Genomic DNA, 16,814 nt, shown 5'->3' on the forward strand with positions numbered 1-16,814 from the left:
TTACAAAAGTTATCACTCAATCATCATAGACCGTAGCTCAGCGATCGCCTCTTCTGCTGTGTAAGACTTTAATTCTCCTGCTCGATATGCAGCCAATGCCTCACGTCCATTTTGAGCAATCTCATCACGCCGCCGCTTAATTTTAATTTTACGAATTTTCTTTGCAATCGCCATATTCATCACAAAACGCCTTCACACCAATATGCAAAACAATCACCATCACCGCTACCAAAGCCGATGACAACAAATTACCAGTTAGTCCCAATCCTGTTAAAACCACCTTAAATTTATCCATCGCCTCCTTATTATCAAGATCGCCCCACTTCTTCCATTGCTTATACAGTACCCCATCTTCCTCACAGAGATCCGCCTTAGCAGCTTTCCAAAACTTTTGCAAAAAACTCTTCGCTGGTTCCTTAGTTGCTGTGGCGATCGCCTGATTTTGCTTAACAAGTTGTGTCTCTTTGTCACCAGATTTTAGAGATGTATCACCAGACAGCGATCGCAACTCCAATAACTGAGCATCAATTTCCGCCGTCAGTTGAGAAATTTCTTGATCCGAAAACATTGCCTTCACTCCTTACTGATATGACTAAACACAAGACAGCATACACGACCTCAAAGGAGAGTTGCGGCGCAAAGCGCCGCAACTCTCCTTTCGGTTTTGATCTTGGCTATAAACATCAGAAACCGAACTGATATCATGGGATAAATTATTTAGTTGTAGGAGCATTAGCTATGGGCGAGTCAAAGCGCCGTAAGGAAGTCATGGGTGAAAAGTATGGAAGCCCTGAGCCGATCGCATCTTGGATTCCTTTTTTGACCAAAGACAAGGCTGAAACATTTGTGAAAGTTTCTACCCAAGCAGCTTGGTATGGGATTGGTGCAATGGTGGTCATTTGGTTGACGATTCGGTTTATTGGGCCAGCCTTTGGTTGGTGGCATCTTGCCGATTAACCTATGACCTGTCATTTATTAATTCCTGCGGCGGGTAGCGGCAAACGCATGGGAGCCGATCGCAATAAATTGCTGCTACCACTGCTAGGTAAACCAATTTTGCAATGGACTCTAGAAGCTGCGATCGCATCAGAAGCGATCGCTTGGATTGGTGTGATGGGTCAGCCCCGTGACTATCCAGAATTTCAAAAGATTTTTAATGAGATTAGTCAACTTAAACCAATTCGACTAATTCAAGGCGGCGCAACCCGTCAAGCTTCTGTATTTAATGGCTTAAAAGCTTTACCAATAGACTGCGATCGCGTTTTAATTCATGATGGTGCGAGATGTTTAGCCACCCCTGAATTATTCGATCGCTGTGACGAAGCTTTGCAAAAGATGCAAGGTTTCATTGCTGCCGTCCCAGTCAAAGATACGATTAAAATCGTCGATGGTCTAACCATTGTAGACACCCCCAACCGCGATCATCTCTGGGCTGCTCAAACTCCTCAAGGTTTCCAATTAGAAGTGATCAAAAATGCTCATCTCACGGCAATAGAGCTAGGATGGGAAGTCACCGATGATGCAGCTCTATTAGAAAAAGTTGGTTTAGCAGTACAAATTGTGATGGGAGAAGAAACTAATCTCAAAATAACCACTCAACAAGATCTAGCGATCGCTGAATTTATCTTGAAACAAAGAGCTTCATAAAAAGCAGATGGAGTGCAAAGCATTCCATCTGCTTTTTATGGATTAGGACATTTTAGTCTCAAGAAATCTGCCCTGATCCAGCCCTTATACTCACTTGCTCTATATCTTGTGGTTAAGTACCAGACATCTCCTTGGCTATCTTTACGGCTAAGTGGAGCGACAACACCACTTTTGTCTCGGTCGTCATTAGCAACAATCACTAGATTGCCTACCGATACTGTACCTATGACGTTAAAAATGGTTCCTGCACCAGAACGGATATTAACTTGAGAACCAATATCTTTACCGATAATATCGGCAACACAGCTTTTATCTGTGATGGATTGAGCACTGACCCTAGAGGTAAATTGTGATGCGAATGTGGCTAGAGTAGCTATCTCCGCAAGGATGAAAGCGCAAATTTTGATAGATTTCATAAGTGACATCCCAAACTGATTTTTGAGATTAAGATGAGCACTAATTTAAGCAGTCCATCTTAATTCTACGATTTGAGACTTCGCAATACGACTAAGAGTTCCGAATCTTCACGCTTAAAGACTGGCAAAAATTCAATATGCTTGTAACGGACGATGCCGTGAATATCGATGATGCAGTAGGCGCGTTTACTACCAAACAAACCTGCCACCCCATATTTTTTGCAAACATCTTGGTTGCGATCGCTGAGCAGGGGAAACTGTAAGCCCAACTTTTTGGAAAAAGCAATATGCTTTTCGATTGGATCAGTACTAATACCTAAAATCTCTGCTCCAGCTTCACGAAACTTTGTCCAATCATCTGCAAAGCACTGCATTTCATTAGTACAAAGAGGCGAAAAATCCCCTGGGTAAAATGCTAGTACGACGTTTGTTTTGCCTTCGTAGCGACTGAGTGTAATATCGCCGCGATCGCTAGGTAAAGTAAAATCTGGAGCTTTTTGACCAACTTCGACAGACATAGAATTTCCTGTATTACCTTTTGATTTGGGATTTAGACTGGAGCATAAGTAGATGAGCATAATTAATTACAAGCCCAAACCCGTAAAGTTGCGCCCCTCAGGGGCGCAACTTTACGGGTTTGGATAATTTATTTTGCACAAGTACTTAGCACTTGTTTCACAGCCAATCATAATCTTATCAAGAATACTCACCATGGAACGTTCTAAACCTCAAAGCCCCAACCACCTACTAACGATCGAGCTATCTGATGAACTTTATGCAGCTTTGCTAGAACAAGTCCAAATAACTGGCAAAAGCGAAACCGATTTAGTAGTAGAGGGATTACGACAAGTTTTAAATCAGACTGATGACAAAAAAACAGAAAAAGATCGTTTTGCGATCCTCGAAGCTAATTTAGAAAAAAAGCTCAAGCAATATGTAGACAGCTTAATCAAAGATCGCCAAAGCAATGTTGCGGCAAATCCAGAAATAAGCGATCTCAAATCCTTTGAGAAAGTTCTGCCAACTCCCACAATTAGACCCTTACAAGTAGGCGATCGCGTATTGATTCTTGAACCCGATAGTCCTTACTACATGGCAAAGCTATTAGTAATTCGCACTAGCTTAATCAGAGCAACAGTGGATACCGATACAGGTGAAAAAACATTCTTAAAAAGAGATTTACGTTTTGTGGAATCTGCTGCAAAACAATAAAAGCGGCGCTTTTACTTCCTAACTTTGGGCGATCGCAGAACTTTGATGGCGGTGAATCCTGTAATTGCGCCATAGATCGACCCTTGCAAGGCGCTAGCCAATATTGTGGATTTCGCCATATAACCGAAATATAGCCCCAAAGTACTCAATGACAAAGCGATCGGGCTAACAAGTAACCACAACCCCGCCGACCGAAATGATTTGAGTAATTGCCATTGGCAAATACCAACGATTGTCCCAATAATTGCAAAATCAATCATTAAAATTGATAGTGATGGCATGTTTTGCACATGAGAACGTAGTGACAGGTTTGGCAGAAAAAATACAATCGCTAGCCCCAAAACCCACCCACACAGAGTTAGCGGCAACCACCAGCCCTCTTTGGCAAAGCGATCGCGCAGCACTAAAGACTGAGCGATGGAAATCCCTACTCCATGCAGTATTTCGTTAAGAAAAATACGCGATCGCAAATCGTAAGGGTCTTCCCAAACAAAGCTAGATAACAGCATATTGCCAATAACATTTGCAATCAGCCATAGCCACCAAAAGCTCCGTCCTACTTTTTTTGACATAGACCTTTGACTTAGAGTTTTGACTTAAACTAAGTAGCTAGGCACAATTAAATATAAAGCCCTAAAATCTGTACCGCCCGCTGCGAGGGCGGTACAGATTTTGGTTCTGGATTTTTAATTATGCCGAAGTACTTAAAGGAAAACAAATTAAACCATGACAGATACAGTATCAGGTAAATTAGCAGGCAAGAGAGCGATCGTTACTGGAGCAAGTAGCGGTATTGGCAAAGAAGTAGCATTGCGACTATTACAATCGGGCGCACAGGTTAGTCTGGTTAGCCGTAATCCCGATCGCATTCTCCACGAATTACCCTCAGGTAGTAATGCTAAAGGCTATGCAATTGATCTTAGTGATATCTCTCAAGTCCCGGCAAAGATACAGGCTATCGTTGCCGATATGGGCGGCGTAGATATTTTAATTAACAACGCAGGCATGGCTTATATCGGCGAATTGATTGATATGCCTCTGACTGAATGGCAGAAGTTGTTTGATCTCAACCTAACCAGTATATTTCAGTGCTTACAAGCAACGTTGCCAACCATGCGATCGCAAAAAAGCGGCACGGTGATTAACGTCGCCTCGATCGCGGCTAAGCAAGGTTTTCCAAATTGGGGTGCATATTGTGCTAGTAAATTTGCGCTATTGGGCTTAACTCAGGCGATCATGATAGAGGAAAAGCCTCACGGCATCAAAATTATGGCAATCTGTCCTGGCTCAGTCGATACACCCCTATGGGATACCCTCGGTGATAAAGTGCCGCCAAGTTTTAATCGCGCAGCCATGCTAAGCCCAGCCACAGTCGCCGATGCAATCATGACTTTGGTAAATCTTCCCGCCGATGCGATGATCAATGACTTTGTGATCATGCCTAACGGAGAAGCTTTTTAGAAAGTGAAGGCGGTGCGGTGCGCCGCCTTCACTTTCTGGGGTGATCACATCTCTATCTTATGGATGGAATTAACTGAAACTTAACCCCAAAGCGCCTAAGCAACAAAGGAATAGTCTAGAATTGTGAATGAAAATCAAATCGCGATAGAAAAATTTCAATCTATTGAGAGAAGAAATAACTTCCAGCGATCTGTAAATATAGGAAAATATATATTAAATTTTACAGTTTGAATTGCTAGTTAAACACCTTCTTATGATGGTTTAGTTAGCTTGGCTCAAACACAAAATTTTGATGTTTAATTACTGTGTTTTCGGCATTCTTTCGGATTCCTCAGTTTTAATTTAATTCACTAGATATCTAGTAAGTATCACAATATGACGATCAGTATTTCTCGCCCTGTCAGCAATATTTCCGAGAACGATGCAAAACTCGCCAAATCTCTCGAATCTCTGCCCAGCCGCAAAGCAATTTCACAAATTATTCGCGATCGTGTGATCGCGGCTGGAGATCCTTTCTTTGCAAATGACACGATCGCCCATCACATCAGCGAGATCGAACGGGAAGAGCTAAAAAAAGAAATTGAAGGGAAACTACAAGGAGTTTTTGACTCTTTGATTATTGATACCGCCAATGATCACAACACGAAAGAAACAGCTCGTCGGGTAGCCAAGATGTATGTGGATGAAGTGTTCAAAGGTCGTTATCATCCCATGCCTAAGGTTACAGATTTTCCTAATGCCAAAGAACTTGATGAAATCTATACTCTTGGTCCAATTACCGTCCGTTCGGCTTGCTCTCACCACTTTGTGCCAATCGTTGGTCAAGCATGGATTGGTATCGTGCCAAGCGATCGCGTAATTGGTATATCAAAATTTAATCGCATCGTGGACTGGGTGATGAGTCGTCCTCATATCCAAGAAGAAGCAGCGATTATGGTCGCTGACACCATCGAAGATTTGATCAAACCTAAAGGACTTGCCTTTGTGATCAAGGCTCAGCATATGTGCATGACTTGGCGCGGAGTCAAAGAACCCGAAACTAAGATGGTTAACTCGATCGTGCGCGGTTCTTTCAGACAAGACCCATCGATGAAAAAAGAATTCTTCGATCTGATTCGCGCTCATGGCTTTGGCGACTCATAAAGTGTTGTGCGCTTTACAAAAACCCGAAAATGTAGTGGTAATTCATGAATTACCACTACATTTTCGGGTTTTAATTTGTTTCGTGCGTCTTGCTTGTAGATATAGTGATTGGTAGCAGAATTTATATTGAAGATAATGAAAAATTGGCTGAAGCGATCTTTTGATTTGATTTTTTTTGTGGCGATCGCAAGTTGTATAAGTCTAAGTATATTGCTAGGAGCAGTATTTGGTGATGCTCAACCCGTTCAAGCAAGACTTACCGATGATACCTATGATGGCAATATATTTGCCCTCTATGGTGGTAATGGCTCCATTGTGCCACCTCGGATTAGTTTAGCTCAATCCCTTGAGCAAGGTCGGGCTGCGATGTTAGTCTTTTATGTTGATGACAGTGCCGACTGCAAAAGATTTTCGCCAATTCTCAATCTAGCTCAAGGGTTTTATGGCAAAACTATCAGTCTGATCGCAGTTCCTGTCGATAGTTTGGACTTACAAACAAACAACTACACCCCAGCAGACGAAGCATACTATTACAAAGGTACAGTGCCCCAAACAGTGCTAATTTCTGGTGAAGGCAAAGTTAGCTACGATCGCGAAGGGCTGTTTGGATTTGAAGAACTAGACTCGGCAATTCGCGACTTACTGCATCTACCTGATGCTCCTCCCGAATTAAAATTCCGTAAAACCGATAGAGTCATCAACGAATTGAATCCCTAAATAAAAAAATTTGTGGCGCGGCTTCGCCGTGCCACAAATTTTTTATTAAACTCTCTCCTTGCAAAGGAGAAGGGAAATAGAGAAATTATTACTTCAGATTTAGTGATGAATGAAGATCTTGTCTTAGATTTAGATTTGGTTCGCCAACAGTTAGCAAATCGCGCTCAGCAATTATCAATTCCCCAGATCGAGAAACATTTATTCCTATGTGCCGATCAGACTAAGCCCCTCTGTTGCCAAAAAGAAGTCGGTTTACAAGCATGGGACTATCTCAAACGCCGTATTAAAGAACTCGATCTCGAAGCGAAAATCTTTCGGACGAAAACTAATTGCTTGCGTGTATGCGATCGTGGGCCGATCTTATTAGTCTATCCAGATGGGGTTTGGTATCACTCGGCAACCGCAGAGGTACTAGAGCGAGTCCTTCAAGAACATATTATTGGCGGCGAAATCGTCTCAGACTATGCTTTTGTTACACCAGAAAACTAAATCCAAGATTTTTGTTGAGAGTGTTGCAAATCAACACTCTCAACAAAAATTTTGGATTTTATAACATGGCGCTACTGAGAAAGTGCGGCTTTGCGAGAGTCGAATAGCTGCAAAACTGCACTCTTGATCATTGACATTACATAGGGATCGCAGCTTGCAATTAATTCCTCGGAGGTTAAGTTCCCCTTAAAAAATTCCTTGGAAAGATCTAACATACGTTGCATTTCCGTAAAGCCGATTGATTTCACCATAAAAGTTGCCACAGGCGAATTCTTGACATCATAACTAGAGTCAACTGTGCGTCCCTTATCTAAAAGTTCTAATACTTCAGCTTCAACTGGACTCGAAGGCTGTTGTGGCGTGGTGATTTCTGGCAAGAACTGTTCTAATCCCACCACTGGTCTGTCTTCTAACGGCAATTCCCCCATCATGGTCGAGAGCGAAATATCACGCCCAATCCGAAACGATAGGGCTTCCAAAATTGCGATCGACGTGAGTTTTGTTCCTAAATACAATCTTGCTACTTCTAAATTTTGCTTGGTTTGGGCAAGTAATTTGTAATAGTCTTTTTCATTTGGCTCATTGCGATAGCGCCGAAAAACAATTTCAGGTGAGAGGAAGTTCATAAATCCTTCCATTTTTTGGATGGAAACTCGATAGCCATGCACACTATAGGAGTTCACATTCTTAAGATCGTGATTTGTCTCAGGAATCAAGTTCCAAGTATTGTTGAGAAACCGCGATGAATTAGTACTAGCAAAATTTTCGACATCACGATTAGATAAACGGACTGCTCTCTTGACAATTTCCGCGATTTCTCGATCGCCCCACCCAAACTTAAATGTTTCATTTGCCTCAACTAAGCGCCCAAATAGCAAGTCAGAACAAGTCAGCCCAGAATCTAATTGTGGACGAAACGGAATTGTAGCTTCGATACAAGCAGCTATTTCTGTCAATGTCGCTAAAGGCAGCATGTTTTCTAGGGCTTTGATGGCAATAAGTGCACTAAGGAATTCATTTTGCCCAGACATTGGTAGTAGAGGTCGTCCATGCTCAAAGCCAAACAGCATTGTTACCATTTTAAAAATCATGTCTTCTTGAAGTTCAGGAGGATCAAGAATGACTAATTGCTCGCGATCTTGTTTGATATAGGGTGAAATATAGCGACTAATATTGACGCTGATGCCTTGATCTACCTGTACATATACCAGATCGTGAAATATTGCTGATATTACTTCGATCGCATCTCCCCCCTCACCAACCTCGAAAATATGATTTGGTGTATGAAACGATCGCCAAGGGCCAGTCATGGTCTGAATGATCAAATTGGAGATTTTAGTCAATTGCTCTATGTCAACTTGACCATTTAAGTCTGCGATCGCTTTTGTTAAGCAATCTAGACATTTCTGTTTATCCTTTGCAGTACTCATCCAATCCTCTCCGCATTTAATATCTTCTTATTTACAGCGTTTTTCCAAGCATCTCAACCACAAAATGCTGGTGATTATCTAAACAATTACCTAATGGGTTGCTCCTAAATTTGTTGGTATTTTTTTAAGCGCAAGGCGCTGTAGGCTATGTATTGCATGAAACTTACACTGACTTGTATTAATGATTGATTGGATTTGTGTGATTTTGCTTAGAGTTTTTAGTTAATTCAAAAGATGGGCAGCCCAAAACTTTTCCCATCTTTAAACATATTAATACGACGCTTTGAAGATGACAGAAAATCTAGCATAATCTGTTGGTCACTAAACGCAAGTAAGTACCTCGGCATAATTAAAAAACCAGAGCCAAAATCTGTACCGTCCGCGTAGCGGGCGGTACAGATTTTGGGGTTTTATATTTAATTGAGCCTAGCTACTTAGCTCATTTTCAGTCCCATTACTCATAATTCATCAAATTTGAGTTTATGTATATGGTCAGTTTGGCTGGAAATCGCTTGGACAAACCAAACCCATATTTTTGTAAAAGCCACCCGAAGCATGGCTTTTACAAAAATATGGGTTTGGTTTATCGAAATTTGCCGTAAGCTAAGAATATTAAAGGTATCGCCAGTCACTACGCCTAATGTTTGTTTTTTGTAAGTTGGGGAGTAAAATTTGTCACTAACAATGTCACAACGAATCAGCGATCGCTTGGTATTATCCAATGGCATTGTGGTCTTAGTAACCGAAAACCCCACGGCTGACATCATCGCAGCACGATGCTTTTTTGCAGGTGGTGAGCGCGTCCAAACCTCGGCAAAATCAGGACTAACCCATCTAGCCGCCTCCCTAATGACACGTGGTACTGAGAGATATTCCTCCCTAGAAATTGCTGAACAGGTGGAGTCGATCGGCGCATCATTGGGTACGGAATGCTCAAGTGATTATTTTTTGCTGTCATTGAAAACAATTTCATCGGATTTCCATGACATATTGCTGCTGGGATCGGAGATTTTGCGATCGCCTAGTTATCCTGAAAGTGAACTCGATCTCGAAAGAAGGCTAACGATTCAATCGATCCGATCGCAGCAGGAGCGACCATTTACGATCGCCTACGATCACCTGCAACACATGATGTATGGGGATCATCCCTACGGATTTCCTAGCCTTGGGACAGAATCAACCGTCAGCAACCTCACTCGCAATGACTTGGTTGATTTTCACCAAACTTATTTGCGTCCCGATCAGATGGTAGTTAGCATCGCAGGTAAGATTTCGCCAGAGCAAGCACTCTCTCTTGTGGGAGAAGCCTTTGGTGATTGGAAAAAGCCTCATCAACCAACTGTTATTTCGACACCCACACCCAATTTTCAGTCGCGATTAGTTACCCATGAGCAGGATACACAACAGGCGATCGTCATAATTGGCTATCCTGCGCCATCGGTTAGCTCGCCAGATTATGCAGCGCTGAAAATTATCTCGACCTATTTAGGCAATGGATTATCAAGCCGCTTGTTTGTGGAATTACGTGAAAAGCGGGGGCTTGCTTACGAAGTATCTGCTTTTTATCCGACTAGATTAGAAGCTTCACAATTTGTCGCCTACATGGGGACGGCTTCGCAAAATACGGGAATTGCGCTGGAAGGTTTGCGTCATGAATGTGAGCGACTTGCCACAGTTGCAATTACAAAGGAAGAGTTGACAATTTGCAAGAGTAAATTATTGGGACAATATGCCCTTGGCAAACAAACTAATGGTCAAATTGCTCAAGTGTATGGATGGTATGAGGTGATGGGGCTAGGGCTAGAGTTCGATCGCCAATTTGTCGAGGCAATTGAAGGAGTAACGGTCGCTGATGTCCAGAATGTGGCGCAAAAATATTTTGTAACACCTGCTATTTCAGTAGCAGGCTCGGCAGATGCTTTGAAACAGGTAAAATGATCTTGGTGTCGCGCAAAGCGCCCACAACAAACTTATCAGATCTATATTTATAAAGGAGTACTTTTTTCTGTGTTGAATTTCAAAAATTATTGGAAAGGTTTCAAAAAAGTTGCGATCGCCTTTTGCTTAATGCTGGTACTAGTCGGCACGCTGTTTGCACCTGTTTTAACTCAGCCTGCGATCGCTCAAAGTGGATCTCAATCGGCTGCTCTTGCTGCCTCTGCTGAAAAGCTAGATGTGCTTAGCGATCGCTTTGATCGTCTCGAAAAATTTGTATATGCCCAAAAATGGAATGATGTGATTACTTACATTCATGGTCCATTTGGCGAAATTCGTCGTGAGCTAAGATTAATCGCAGGTCAGTTGAGCAAAACTCAAAAAGAAACTGCTAATGATTTAGCTAACAACCTATTCAAAAATTTTGTGATCCTTGATAATGCAGCCAAGGATAGAGATGCGATCGCGGCGGAGAATGCGTTTAAAAATGCCCTCCAAGATTTTGAAAGTATTGTTGATTTAGTAAGCTAATTAAAAAAGGGACGCAAAGCATCTCTTCTATAAGATCAAAGAGGGCGCATCGCGCCCTCTTTGATCTTTAAAGCTATAAGTAAATGGACATAATTAATTACAAACCCAAGCCCGTAAGGTTGCGCCCCTCAGGGGCGCAACCTTACGGGCTTGGGTAATTTATTCTGCACAAGTACTAATGCAAAGACCTATTTATCTAGATTGTCATGCCACAACACCCGTCGATGAGAGGGTGTTAGAGGCGATGCTGCCATATTTTCGGGAATCATTTGGCAATGCAGCAAGTATTGGACATTTTTATGGCTGGGAAGCTGAAGCGACGGTCAAGTTAGCGCGTGAGGCGATCGCCAAAGCCATCAATGCAACACCTGAAGAAATTATCTTTACGAGTGGCGCAACCGAAGCGAATAATCTGGCTCTTAAGGGAGTAGCTGAGGCATATCACCAAAAAGGGCGGCATATCATCACCGTACAAACTGAACATAGCGCGGTGCTTGATCCCTGTGCTTATTTGCAATCTCTTGGGTTTGAGATTACCTACTTACCTGTCAAATCTGATGGCTTAATTGATTTGCCGCAACTGGAATCAGCAATTCGTGCCGATACAATTTTAGTCTCGGTGATGGCGGCGAATAACGAGATTGGGGTGCTACAACCGATCGCAGAAATTGGTCAAATTTGTCACGATCGCCAAGTTTTATTCCATAGCGATGCTGCTCAAGCGATCGGCAAAATCCCTCTTGATGTGAACGCGATGCAAATCGATTTGATGTCGCTTACCGCCCATAAAATCTACGGTGCAAAGGGAATCGGTGCTTTGTATGTGCGTCGCCGCCCAAGGGTGAGTCTTGCAACCCAATTACATGGTGGCGGACATGAGCGAGGAATGCGTTCTGGTACTCTCTACACACCGCAGATTGTCGGCTTTGCGAAGGCTCTAGAAATTGCGATCGCGTCTCAAGTTGAGGAGCAGCAGAAAGCTCTAGATCTGCGTGAACATTTATGGCAGAGATTAAGCGAACTCGATCGCATTATTCTCAATGGACATCCGACGCAGAGACTCGCGGGGAATCTGAATGTTAGTTTTGCAGAAGTTAATGGAGCCGCCTTAATGCTTGCTTTGCAGTCAGTTGTCGCTGTCTCTTCTGGCTCTGCTTGTACTTCTGCAAAGACTGCACCTTCTCATGTGCTTACCTGTTTGGGGCATTCTAAGGAGTTAGCCTACGCTTCCATTCGGTTTGGCATTGGTAAATTCAATACTTTTGATGAGATAGAAACTGTCGCTAATCATGTAATTGCTTCAGTGCGATCTCTACAATAAAACCCAAAAAAGCAAATCACCAGCATAGCTGGTGATTTGCTTTTTTGGGTTTTATTATTTAACATCTATGATGCGTCGATAAATTTCTGCAAGGGGAACTTCTATATTGAGACTGTGCAGTATAATCTTCTGCTCTATGCGATCGCAGATTTGAAACTGCCAGATATCACTATTCTCAGGCTTAAAATAATGCTCAATATATGGCTCTGATTGACTGACGAGTAGATATTCTCTCAGGCTAGGAATGGAGCGATATTTACGGAATTTTTCACCGCGATCGTAGCCCTGTGTTGATGGTGATAAAACTTCCACGATTAAAGCTGGATTAAGAATTTCGTCTGTGCGATCGCCATTAAACTCTGGTGCACCATCGATCACTAGCGCATCTGCATAAGTACCGCAATTAAATTCTGGAATCCAGATCCGCATATCGCCATTACAAACCTCAAAGCTGGTATCGCGAAGAGCAATACCTAGAATAACCATGATATTTACAGCAATACGGCTATGGGGATGTGAGCCTCCAGACATAATAAAAATTTCTCCATCGCGATATTCGAGACGTTCTACTGCGGTTTCGGAGATCGCTCGATATTCTTCTAAAGTTACAAGAATTTGACTATTTTGCACACCATTTTGATCTGAAGATATTTCAGGGGGTATTGCTTCAATGAGATCGATAACTGGAGTAGTGACCATGACTGCACCTTTGAGTTAATCTGTGATAATTATATAGCGATAATCTTGCGATCGCTCTAAACACCTTGACTCAGCGCTTGTGATAAAATCGGAATGTAGGCTCCAGACTTTACTGAGAACTATGAATGCTTTAACGATCAGCCTAGAATCTGTCATCGATCTTACTGACGAACAGTTTTTTCAACTTTGCCGCAAAAATAGCGACCTCAGATTCGAGCGCAATGTTCAAGGGGATATCACAATTATGGCTCCAGAAGGCGGCGGCACAGGAATGCGTAGTGCCAGTATTACAATCGATCTAGGGATTTGGAATCGCAAAACTAAGTTAGGCTTTACTTTTGGATCGTCAACGGGCTTTAAACTTCCGAATGGGAGCGATCGCTCTCCTGATGCTTCATGGATCTTGAGAGAACGTTGGGAAGCATTAACGACCGAGCAACAGGCTAAGTTTGCGCCAATTTGTCCAGATTTTGTAATTGAATTGATGTCGCCTAGTGATAATTTGAAGGTTACGCAAGTCAAGATGCAGGAATATCAGGATAATGGAGCAAGGCTCGGCTGGCTGATTAATCGCAAAGATCGGGAGGTGGAAGTTTATCGGATTGGGAAACCTAAGGAAGTTTTGCAAAATCCGAGTTCTCTCTCTGGGGAAGATGTTTTACCTGAGTTCGTTTTGAGTCTTCCGGAAATTTGGTAATGTTATACATTAGAATGCGTGATCGCCTTAAGCACCATGACTCAAAATCTAAATGAGAAAATTTAGTACATGGTCAACAGCCCCAAAGATTCTGTGTTGGTTAAATCCTGAATGTCAAGATAATGTTTTCTCAAAATATTCTCAATTTCGTTGGTTGAGCAGTTGCCACGGCGAATCCAAATTATTTTTGGCGGAAATCCCAACAAGATTAGCAACTCATTGTAGTCGCCATCTTTTGTAACAATCGTAAAATCATTTGTCTTCGCATATTGCCAGACTTGTCGATCTTCCACTCGATCTAATCCCAAATGATAAACATGATTGGAATTAGGAAATAATTCTGCTAAGCGATAAACCAATTTTGGAGAAAGATTGTGATCGAAAAGTAGCTTCATGCTTGAATCAGGAGAGTTTGTTGTTCTCGGTCGGCGGCATAGCTTAAACAGGCAAAGATATCTTCTTGAGTAAGGTATGGGAAGTCTTCAAGGACTTCTTGGTAGGTCATGCCAGAGGCAAGATAGGACAGAACGTCATAAACGGTGATTCGCATTCCTCTGATGCAAGGTTTTCCACTACGTTTTCCTGATTCAATGGTGATGCGATCGCGATAGTTCATATTTTTTAGCTCGTTCTTTTGATTGCTCATTTTTGATCATACCAATTTATTTTATCGCTTTATAATACAGAGAATTAATGCTGACAATGCGATCGCCATAAACACCATGACTCAAGAGCCAGAGCCAAAAGATACTGATAAGCCTACAAGCTCAATTCCAGAGAAACAGATTTTTTTTGGAATTGACGTTACTGATGCTCCCAAAATTTTAAGCTGGTCATCATTGGGTGGTACTGGCGGGTTATGCATCAATTTCCTGATTCAGGGAGATTGGACGAAGGCGGCGATCTTTTTTCTTTTGTTTGTCATCACGGCAAGTTGGGGATTGATTTGGGCTTTTGGCAAAAGCTTTTTGGATACGCTTAAAGATGGCTTAGCAGGAACGGGCAAAACTCGCGCTGAACGTTTATTAGTAAGCATGGAGCAGCAGGAAAAAATCTCAGCAGAAAAGTCTATCCAAAATGCGGCTAAACAAGCTGAGATAAAAAGACTTACTGATTTTGAATCAAGATATCTGGAAGAGCAAAAAGATACTTGTCATCGTGATGAGGCGGATGGGGTTAGGGAAGAAGATCATCTCGATAACTATCCTGTATTGCAAGAAATATTTGTACCTCTGCGACTGATCGATAGTCCTAGAGAACTTGGGTTTAACCGATACGAAGAATTGGAAGGTGGTCAGATATCGGACATTTGGCAATTGTTGAGAAATAGCCAAGATAAGGAAAAACTTAAAAGGATCTCGATTCGGGCAAGGGGCGGCTATGGTAAAACCACACTTTTGAAATATCTTGCCTATACCTACAGTAATCGTGCCTCTGGAGACTACAAAGCACCAAAGTTTATTCCCTTTTTGCTGTACTTATCCCGTTGTGTCAAATTTATAAATCAAGACGATTCGCTCCAATTACCGCAACTGTTAACCGATCATGCCCATAAATTATTAGAGAATCAAGTCTTTACTGCTCCTGATGATTGGGCAAAAAATTTGCTTTTAAATGGGCAAGCATTGGTGATGTTGGATGGTTTTGATGAAATACCAAGTTCTGAGGAGCGGGTCAAAGTTAGTGCTTGGCTCAATCGTGAAATGCAAAAATATAGAAAATCGGTTTTCATCCTGACTTCGCGCCCAACTGCTTACAGATTAGATTATCCAAACAAGAAGCCATTCATGAATTATTGGATAAATGACTTTAATGATAAGCAGCGTCAAGAATTTCTGGAAAAATGGTATATCTACCAAGAAGGAAAAGCCGCTAAGGGGCTGGATCGAGGTATTGAGAAAAAGGCAAAAACGAGGGCTAAGTCTCTACTCGATCAAATTGATATGCGTCCAGAACTCAAGGCGCTCTCTGGTAATGCCCTGATGCTAAATATGATGGTGCGATATCATCGCGATAAAAAAGGAAAGGATCTGCCACAGCGTAAGTTTGAGCTATATCGTGGCATTTTGGAATTGCAGTTAGACCGCAGACCGACTGAGAAAGGGATTACATTGTCACTCAATTCTGCGGCGGAACGTCAACAGGTGTTGCAGTTGGTGGCGCTAGCGATGATGCAACAGGTGACGAGTAGTACTAAAAAGGATGATGAAGGTTTTAAACAAATCTCTCACGAGCATTTAATCAAATCAATTGAACAAGCATTGACAAACAAGGGTTGGACAATTAAAGCCGATGAGTTTTTAAAGCAGATGGTGGATGTGAGCGAACTTTTAGTCAAGCGCGATGAAAATTATGAGTTTTCTCATCTTAGCTTTCAATCTTTTCTTGCTGCTTGGGAACTTTATGATTTAAAAGCAGAAGGTGAGAAGTTAATCTATGCCAAGTCTAGTTTAGATAAGTGGAAAGAGATCGATGCTTGGAAAGATACATTTGTTTTTTATGCCAATTTGGTCGATCCCAATCAACTAATTCAAAAGCTAGTTGAACTTGATCAAGAGGACTTAGCGGATTTTATATATCGCCAAATCAACAGGGCTGATGTTGCCGAGCCGATTAGGAAGTTAGTCACGAATAATCTCTATCAGCAATTAGAGGAATATCTGGAAAATCAGCAATGGTATGAGGCGGATCAGGAAACTTGGAAGCTGATGCTTAAGGTAACGAATCGGGAGGAAGAGGGATGGTTAGAGTTAGAAAATATTAAAAATTTCCCTTACGAAGATTTATTAACGCTAGATCGCCTGTGGGTGGAATATAGCAAGAAACATGGATTTGAGTTTGGCTTTAGTGTCCAGAAGCAGATTTATGTCGAGTGTGGTGGTATTCTAGACTTTAGTGATCCTAGTTCTAAAACTTGGAATGAATTTTGCGATCGCACAGCATGGAAAAGCGAGGGTAAATGGGTGGACTATCCCGACCAATTTTTTCGAGTAAATTTTATGAATGTAAACGGGCACCTCCCGAGAGAGGGGGGATCCATCAGGGCTAGACAGATGGGTATCTTTTCTCGCATCAAGACTTGTGAAGTGTAAACCATAAAGCTTTCACACTTCTAT

At 42.0% G+C, this 16,814-nt stretch carries 21 protein-coding genes; 12 read left to right on the forward strand and 9 right to left on the reverse strand.

Annotated elements, in window-relative coordinates; genetic code table 11:
* Nucleotides 1-12: 12 nt before the first annotated feature.
* Nucleotides 13-174, reverse strand: a complete 162-nt coding sequence (locus APA_RS11025) for a hypothetical protein (protein WP_201322328.1) — start codon at nt 172-174, stop codon at nt 13-15.
* Complete coding sequence (locus APA_RS11030) at nt 149-568, reverse strand: hypothetical protein (RefSeq protein WP_201322329.1); 420 nt, start codon at nt 566-568, stop codon at nt 149-151. Before APA_RS11030 ends, APA_RS11025 begins: the two co-directional genes overlap by 26 nt.
* Before the next feature lie 170 nt (nt 569-738).
* Between APA_RS11030 and APA_RS11035 the strand changes: the two genes are divergently transcribed.
* Together APA_RS11035 and ispD are read left to right on the forward strand one after the other, a co-directional pair.
* Complete coding sequence (locus APA_RS11035; protein ID WP_201322330.1) at nt 739-957, forward strand: DUF2839 domain-containing protein; 219 nt, start codon at nt 739-741, stop codon at nt 955-957.
* Between the two features lie 3 nt (nt 958-960).
* Complete coding sequence (ispD, locus tag APA_RS11040) at nt 961-1,647, forward strand: 2-C-methyl-D-erythritol 4-phosphate cytidylyltransferase (protein ID WP_201322331.1); 687 nt, start codon at nt 961-963, stop codon at nt 1,645-1,647.
* A 35-nt stretch (nt 1,648-1,682) separates the two neighbouring features.
* Here the strand turns inward: ispD and APA_RS11045 are convergent, their stop codons facing one another.
* Both APA_RS11045 and APA_RS11050 read right to left on the reverse strand, forming a co-directional pair.
* Complete coding sequence (locus APA_RS11045) at nt 1,683-2,063, reverse strand: SH3 domain-containing protein (RefSeq protein ID WP_201322332.1); 381 nt, start codon at nt 2,061-2,063, stop codon at nt 1,683-1,685.
* Nucleotides 2,064-2,128: 65 nt separating this feature from the next.
* A complete protein-coding gene (locus APA_RS11050; protein WP_201322333.1) occupies nt 2,129-2,581 on the reverse strand; it encodes a peroxiredoxin in 453 nt (150 codons plus the stop codon).
* Nucleotides 2,582-2,774: 193 nt separating this feature from the next.
* Here APA_RS11050 and APA_RS11055 point away from each other — a divergent pair, with 193 nt between their 5' ends.
* Nucleotides 2,775-3,275 (forward strand): hypothetical protein, encoded by a 501-nt coding sequence (locus APA_RS11055; protein ID WP_201322334.1) that lies wholly within the window; start codon nt 2,775-2,777, stop codon nt 3,273-3,275.
* 11 nt (nt 3,276-3,286) lie between these two features.
* Here APA_RS11055 and APA_RS11060 read toward each other — a convergent pair whose 3' ends face one another.
* Nucleotides 3,287-3,847, reverse strand: a complete 561-nt coding sequence (locus APA_RS11060; RefSeq protein WP_201322335.1) for a hypothetical protein — start codon at nt 3,845-3,847, stop codon at nt 3,287-3,289.
* 154 nt (nt 3,848-4,001) lie between these two features.
* Here APA_RS11060 and APA_RS11065 point away from each other — a divergent pair, with 154 nt between their 5' ends.
* From APA_RS11065 to APA_RS11080, 4 genes are all read left to right on the forward strand, one after another.
* Entirely contained in the window at nt 4,002-4,736 is a 735-nt protein-coding gene (locus APA_RS11065) for an SDR family oxidoreductase (RefSeq protein ID WP_201322336.1), read from the forward strand.
* Between the two features lie 375 nt (nt 4,737-5,111).
* Nucleotides 5,112-5,879 (forward strand): GTP cyclohydrolase I, encoded by a 768-nt coding sequence (folE, locus tag APA_RS11070; RefSeq protein ID WP_201322337.1) that lies wholly within the window; start codon nt 5,112-5,114, stop codon nt 5,877-5,879.
* Nucleotides 5,880-6,014: 135 nt separating this feature from the next.
* Nucleotides 6,015-6,596 (forward strand): thylakoid membrane photosystem I accumulation factor, encoded by a 582-nt coding sequence (locus tag APA_RS11075; RefSeq protein WP_201322338.1) that lies wholly within the window; start codon nt 6,015-6,017, stop codon nt 6,594-6,596.
* 105 nt (nt 6,597-6,701) lie between these two features.
* Entirely contained in the window at nt 6,702-7,085 is a 384-nt protein-coding gene (locus APA_RS11080) for a ferredoxin (RefSeq protein WP_201322339.1), read from the forward strand.
* A gap of 71 nt (nt 7,086-7,156) precedes the next feature.
* On the opposite strand, the gene APA_RS11085 is transcribed toward APA_RS11080, so the two are convergent.
* Nucleotides 7,157-8,515 carry a hypothetical protein gene (locus APA_RS11085; protein ID WP_201322340.1) on the reverse strand — a complete coding sequence of 453 codons (1,359 nt, stop codon included), beginning with the start codon at nt 8,513-8,515 and terminating at the stop codon, nt 7,157-7,159.
* A gap of 684 nt (nt 8,516-9,199) precedes the next feature.
* Between APA_RS11085 and APA_RS11090 the strand changes: the two genes are divergently transcribed.
* The 3 genes from APA_RS11090 (at nt 9,200) to APA_RS11100 (ending at nt 12,302) form a co-directional block, all read left to right on the forward strand.
* Nucleotides 9,200-10,453: a pitrilysin family protein gene (locus APA_RS11090; protein WP_201322341.1), complete on the forward strand. Its 1,254-nt coding sequence runs from the start codon at nt 9,200-9,202 to the stop codon at nt 10,451-10,453.
* Between the two features lie 69 nt (nt 10,454-10,522).
* Nucleotides 10,523-10,981: a photosystem II protein PsbQ gene (gene psbQ / locus APA_RS11095; RefSeq protein ID WP_201322342.1), complete on the forward strand. Its 459-nt coding sequence runs from the start codon at nt 10,523-10,525 to the stop codon at nt 10,979-10,981.
* Nucleotides 10,982-11,159: 178 nt separating this feature from the next.
* Nucleotides 11,160-12,302, forward strand: coding sequence for an IscS subfamily cysteine desulfurase (locus tag APA_RS11100; RefSeq protein WP_201322343.1), 1,143 nt, complete (start codon nt 11,160-11,162; stop codon nt 12,300-12,302).
* A gap of 54 nt (nt 12,303-12,356) precedes the next feature.
* Here APA_RS11100 and APA_RS11105 read toward each other — a convergent pair whose 3' ends face one another.
* Nucleotides 12,357-13,001 (reverse strand): Uma2 family endonuclease, encoded by a 645-nt coding sequence (locus tag APA_RS11105; RefSeq protein WP_201322344.1) that lies wholly within the window; start codon nt 12,999-13,001, stop codon nt 12,357-12,359.
* A gap of 121 nt (nt 13,002-13,122) precedes the next feature.
* Here APA_RS11105 and APA_RS11110 point away from each other — a divergent pair, with 121 nt between their 5' ends.
* Nucleotides 13,123-13,698, forward strand: coding sequence for a Uma2 family endonuclease (locus APA_RS11110; RefSeq protein WP_201322345.1), 576 nt, complete (start codon nt 13,123-13,125; stop codon nt 13,696-13,698).
* A 62-nt stretch (nt 13,699-13,760) separates the two neighbouring features.
* Here APA_RS11110 and APA_RS11115 read toward each other — a convergent pair whose 3' ends face one another.
* Together APA_RS11115 and APA_RS11120 are read right to left on the reverse strand one after the other, a co-directional pair.
* The gene (locus APA_RS11115) at nt 13,761-14,093 is read right to left on the reverse strand and encodes a DUF5615 family PIN-like protein (RefSeq protein ID WP_201322346.1); all 333 of its coding nucleotides are present in this window, start codon (nt 14,091-14,093) and stop codon (nt 13,761-13,763) included.
* Nucleotides 14,090-14,314, reverse strand: coding sequence for a DUF433 domain-containing protein (locus tag APA_RS11120; RefSeq protein WP_142655204.1), 225 nt, complete (start codon nt 14,312-14,314; stop codon nt 14,090-14,092). The genes APA_RS11115 and APA_RS11120 overlap by 4 nt, the downstream gene beginning before the upstream one ends.
* A gap of 106 nt (nt 14,315-14,420) precedes the next feature.
* On the opposite strand from APA_RS11120, the gene APA_RS11125 reads away from it, so the two are divergent.
* Entirely contained in the window at nt 14,421-16,790 is a 2,370-nt protein-coding gene (locus tag APA_RS11125) for a GUN4 domain-containing protein (protein ID WP_201322347.1), read from the forward strand.
* Nucleotides 16,791-16,814: the final 24 nt, after the last annotated feature.

The organism is Pseudanabaena sp. lw0831, from assembly GCF_016584665.1.
Taxonomy (GTDB): Bacteria; Cyanobacteriota; Cyanobacteriia; order Pseudanabaenales; family Pseudanabaenaceae; genus Pseudanabaena.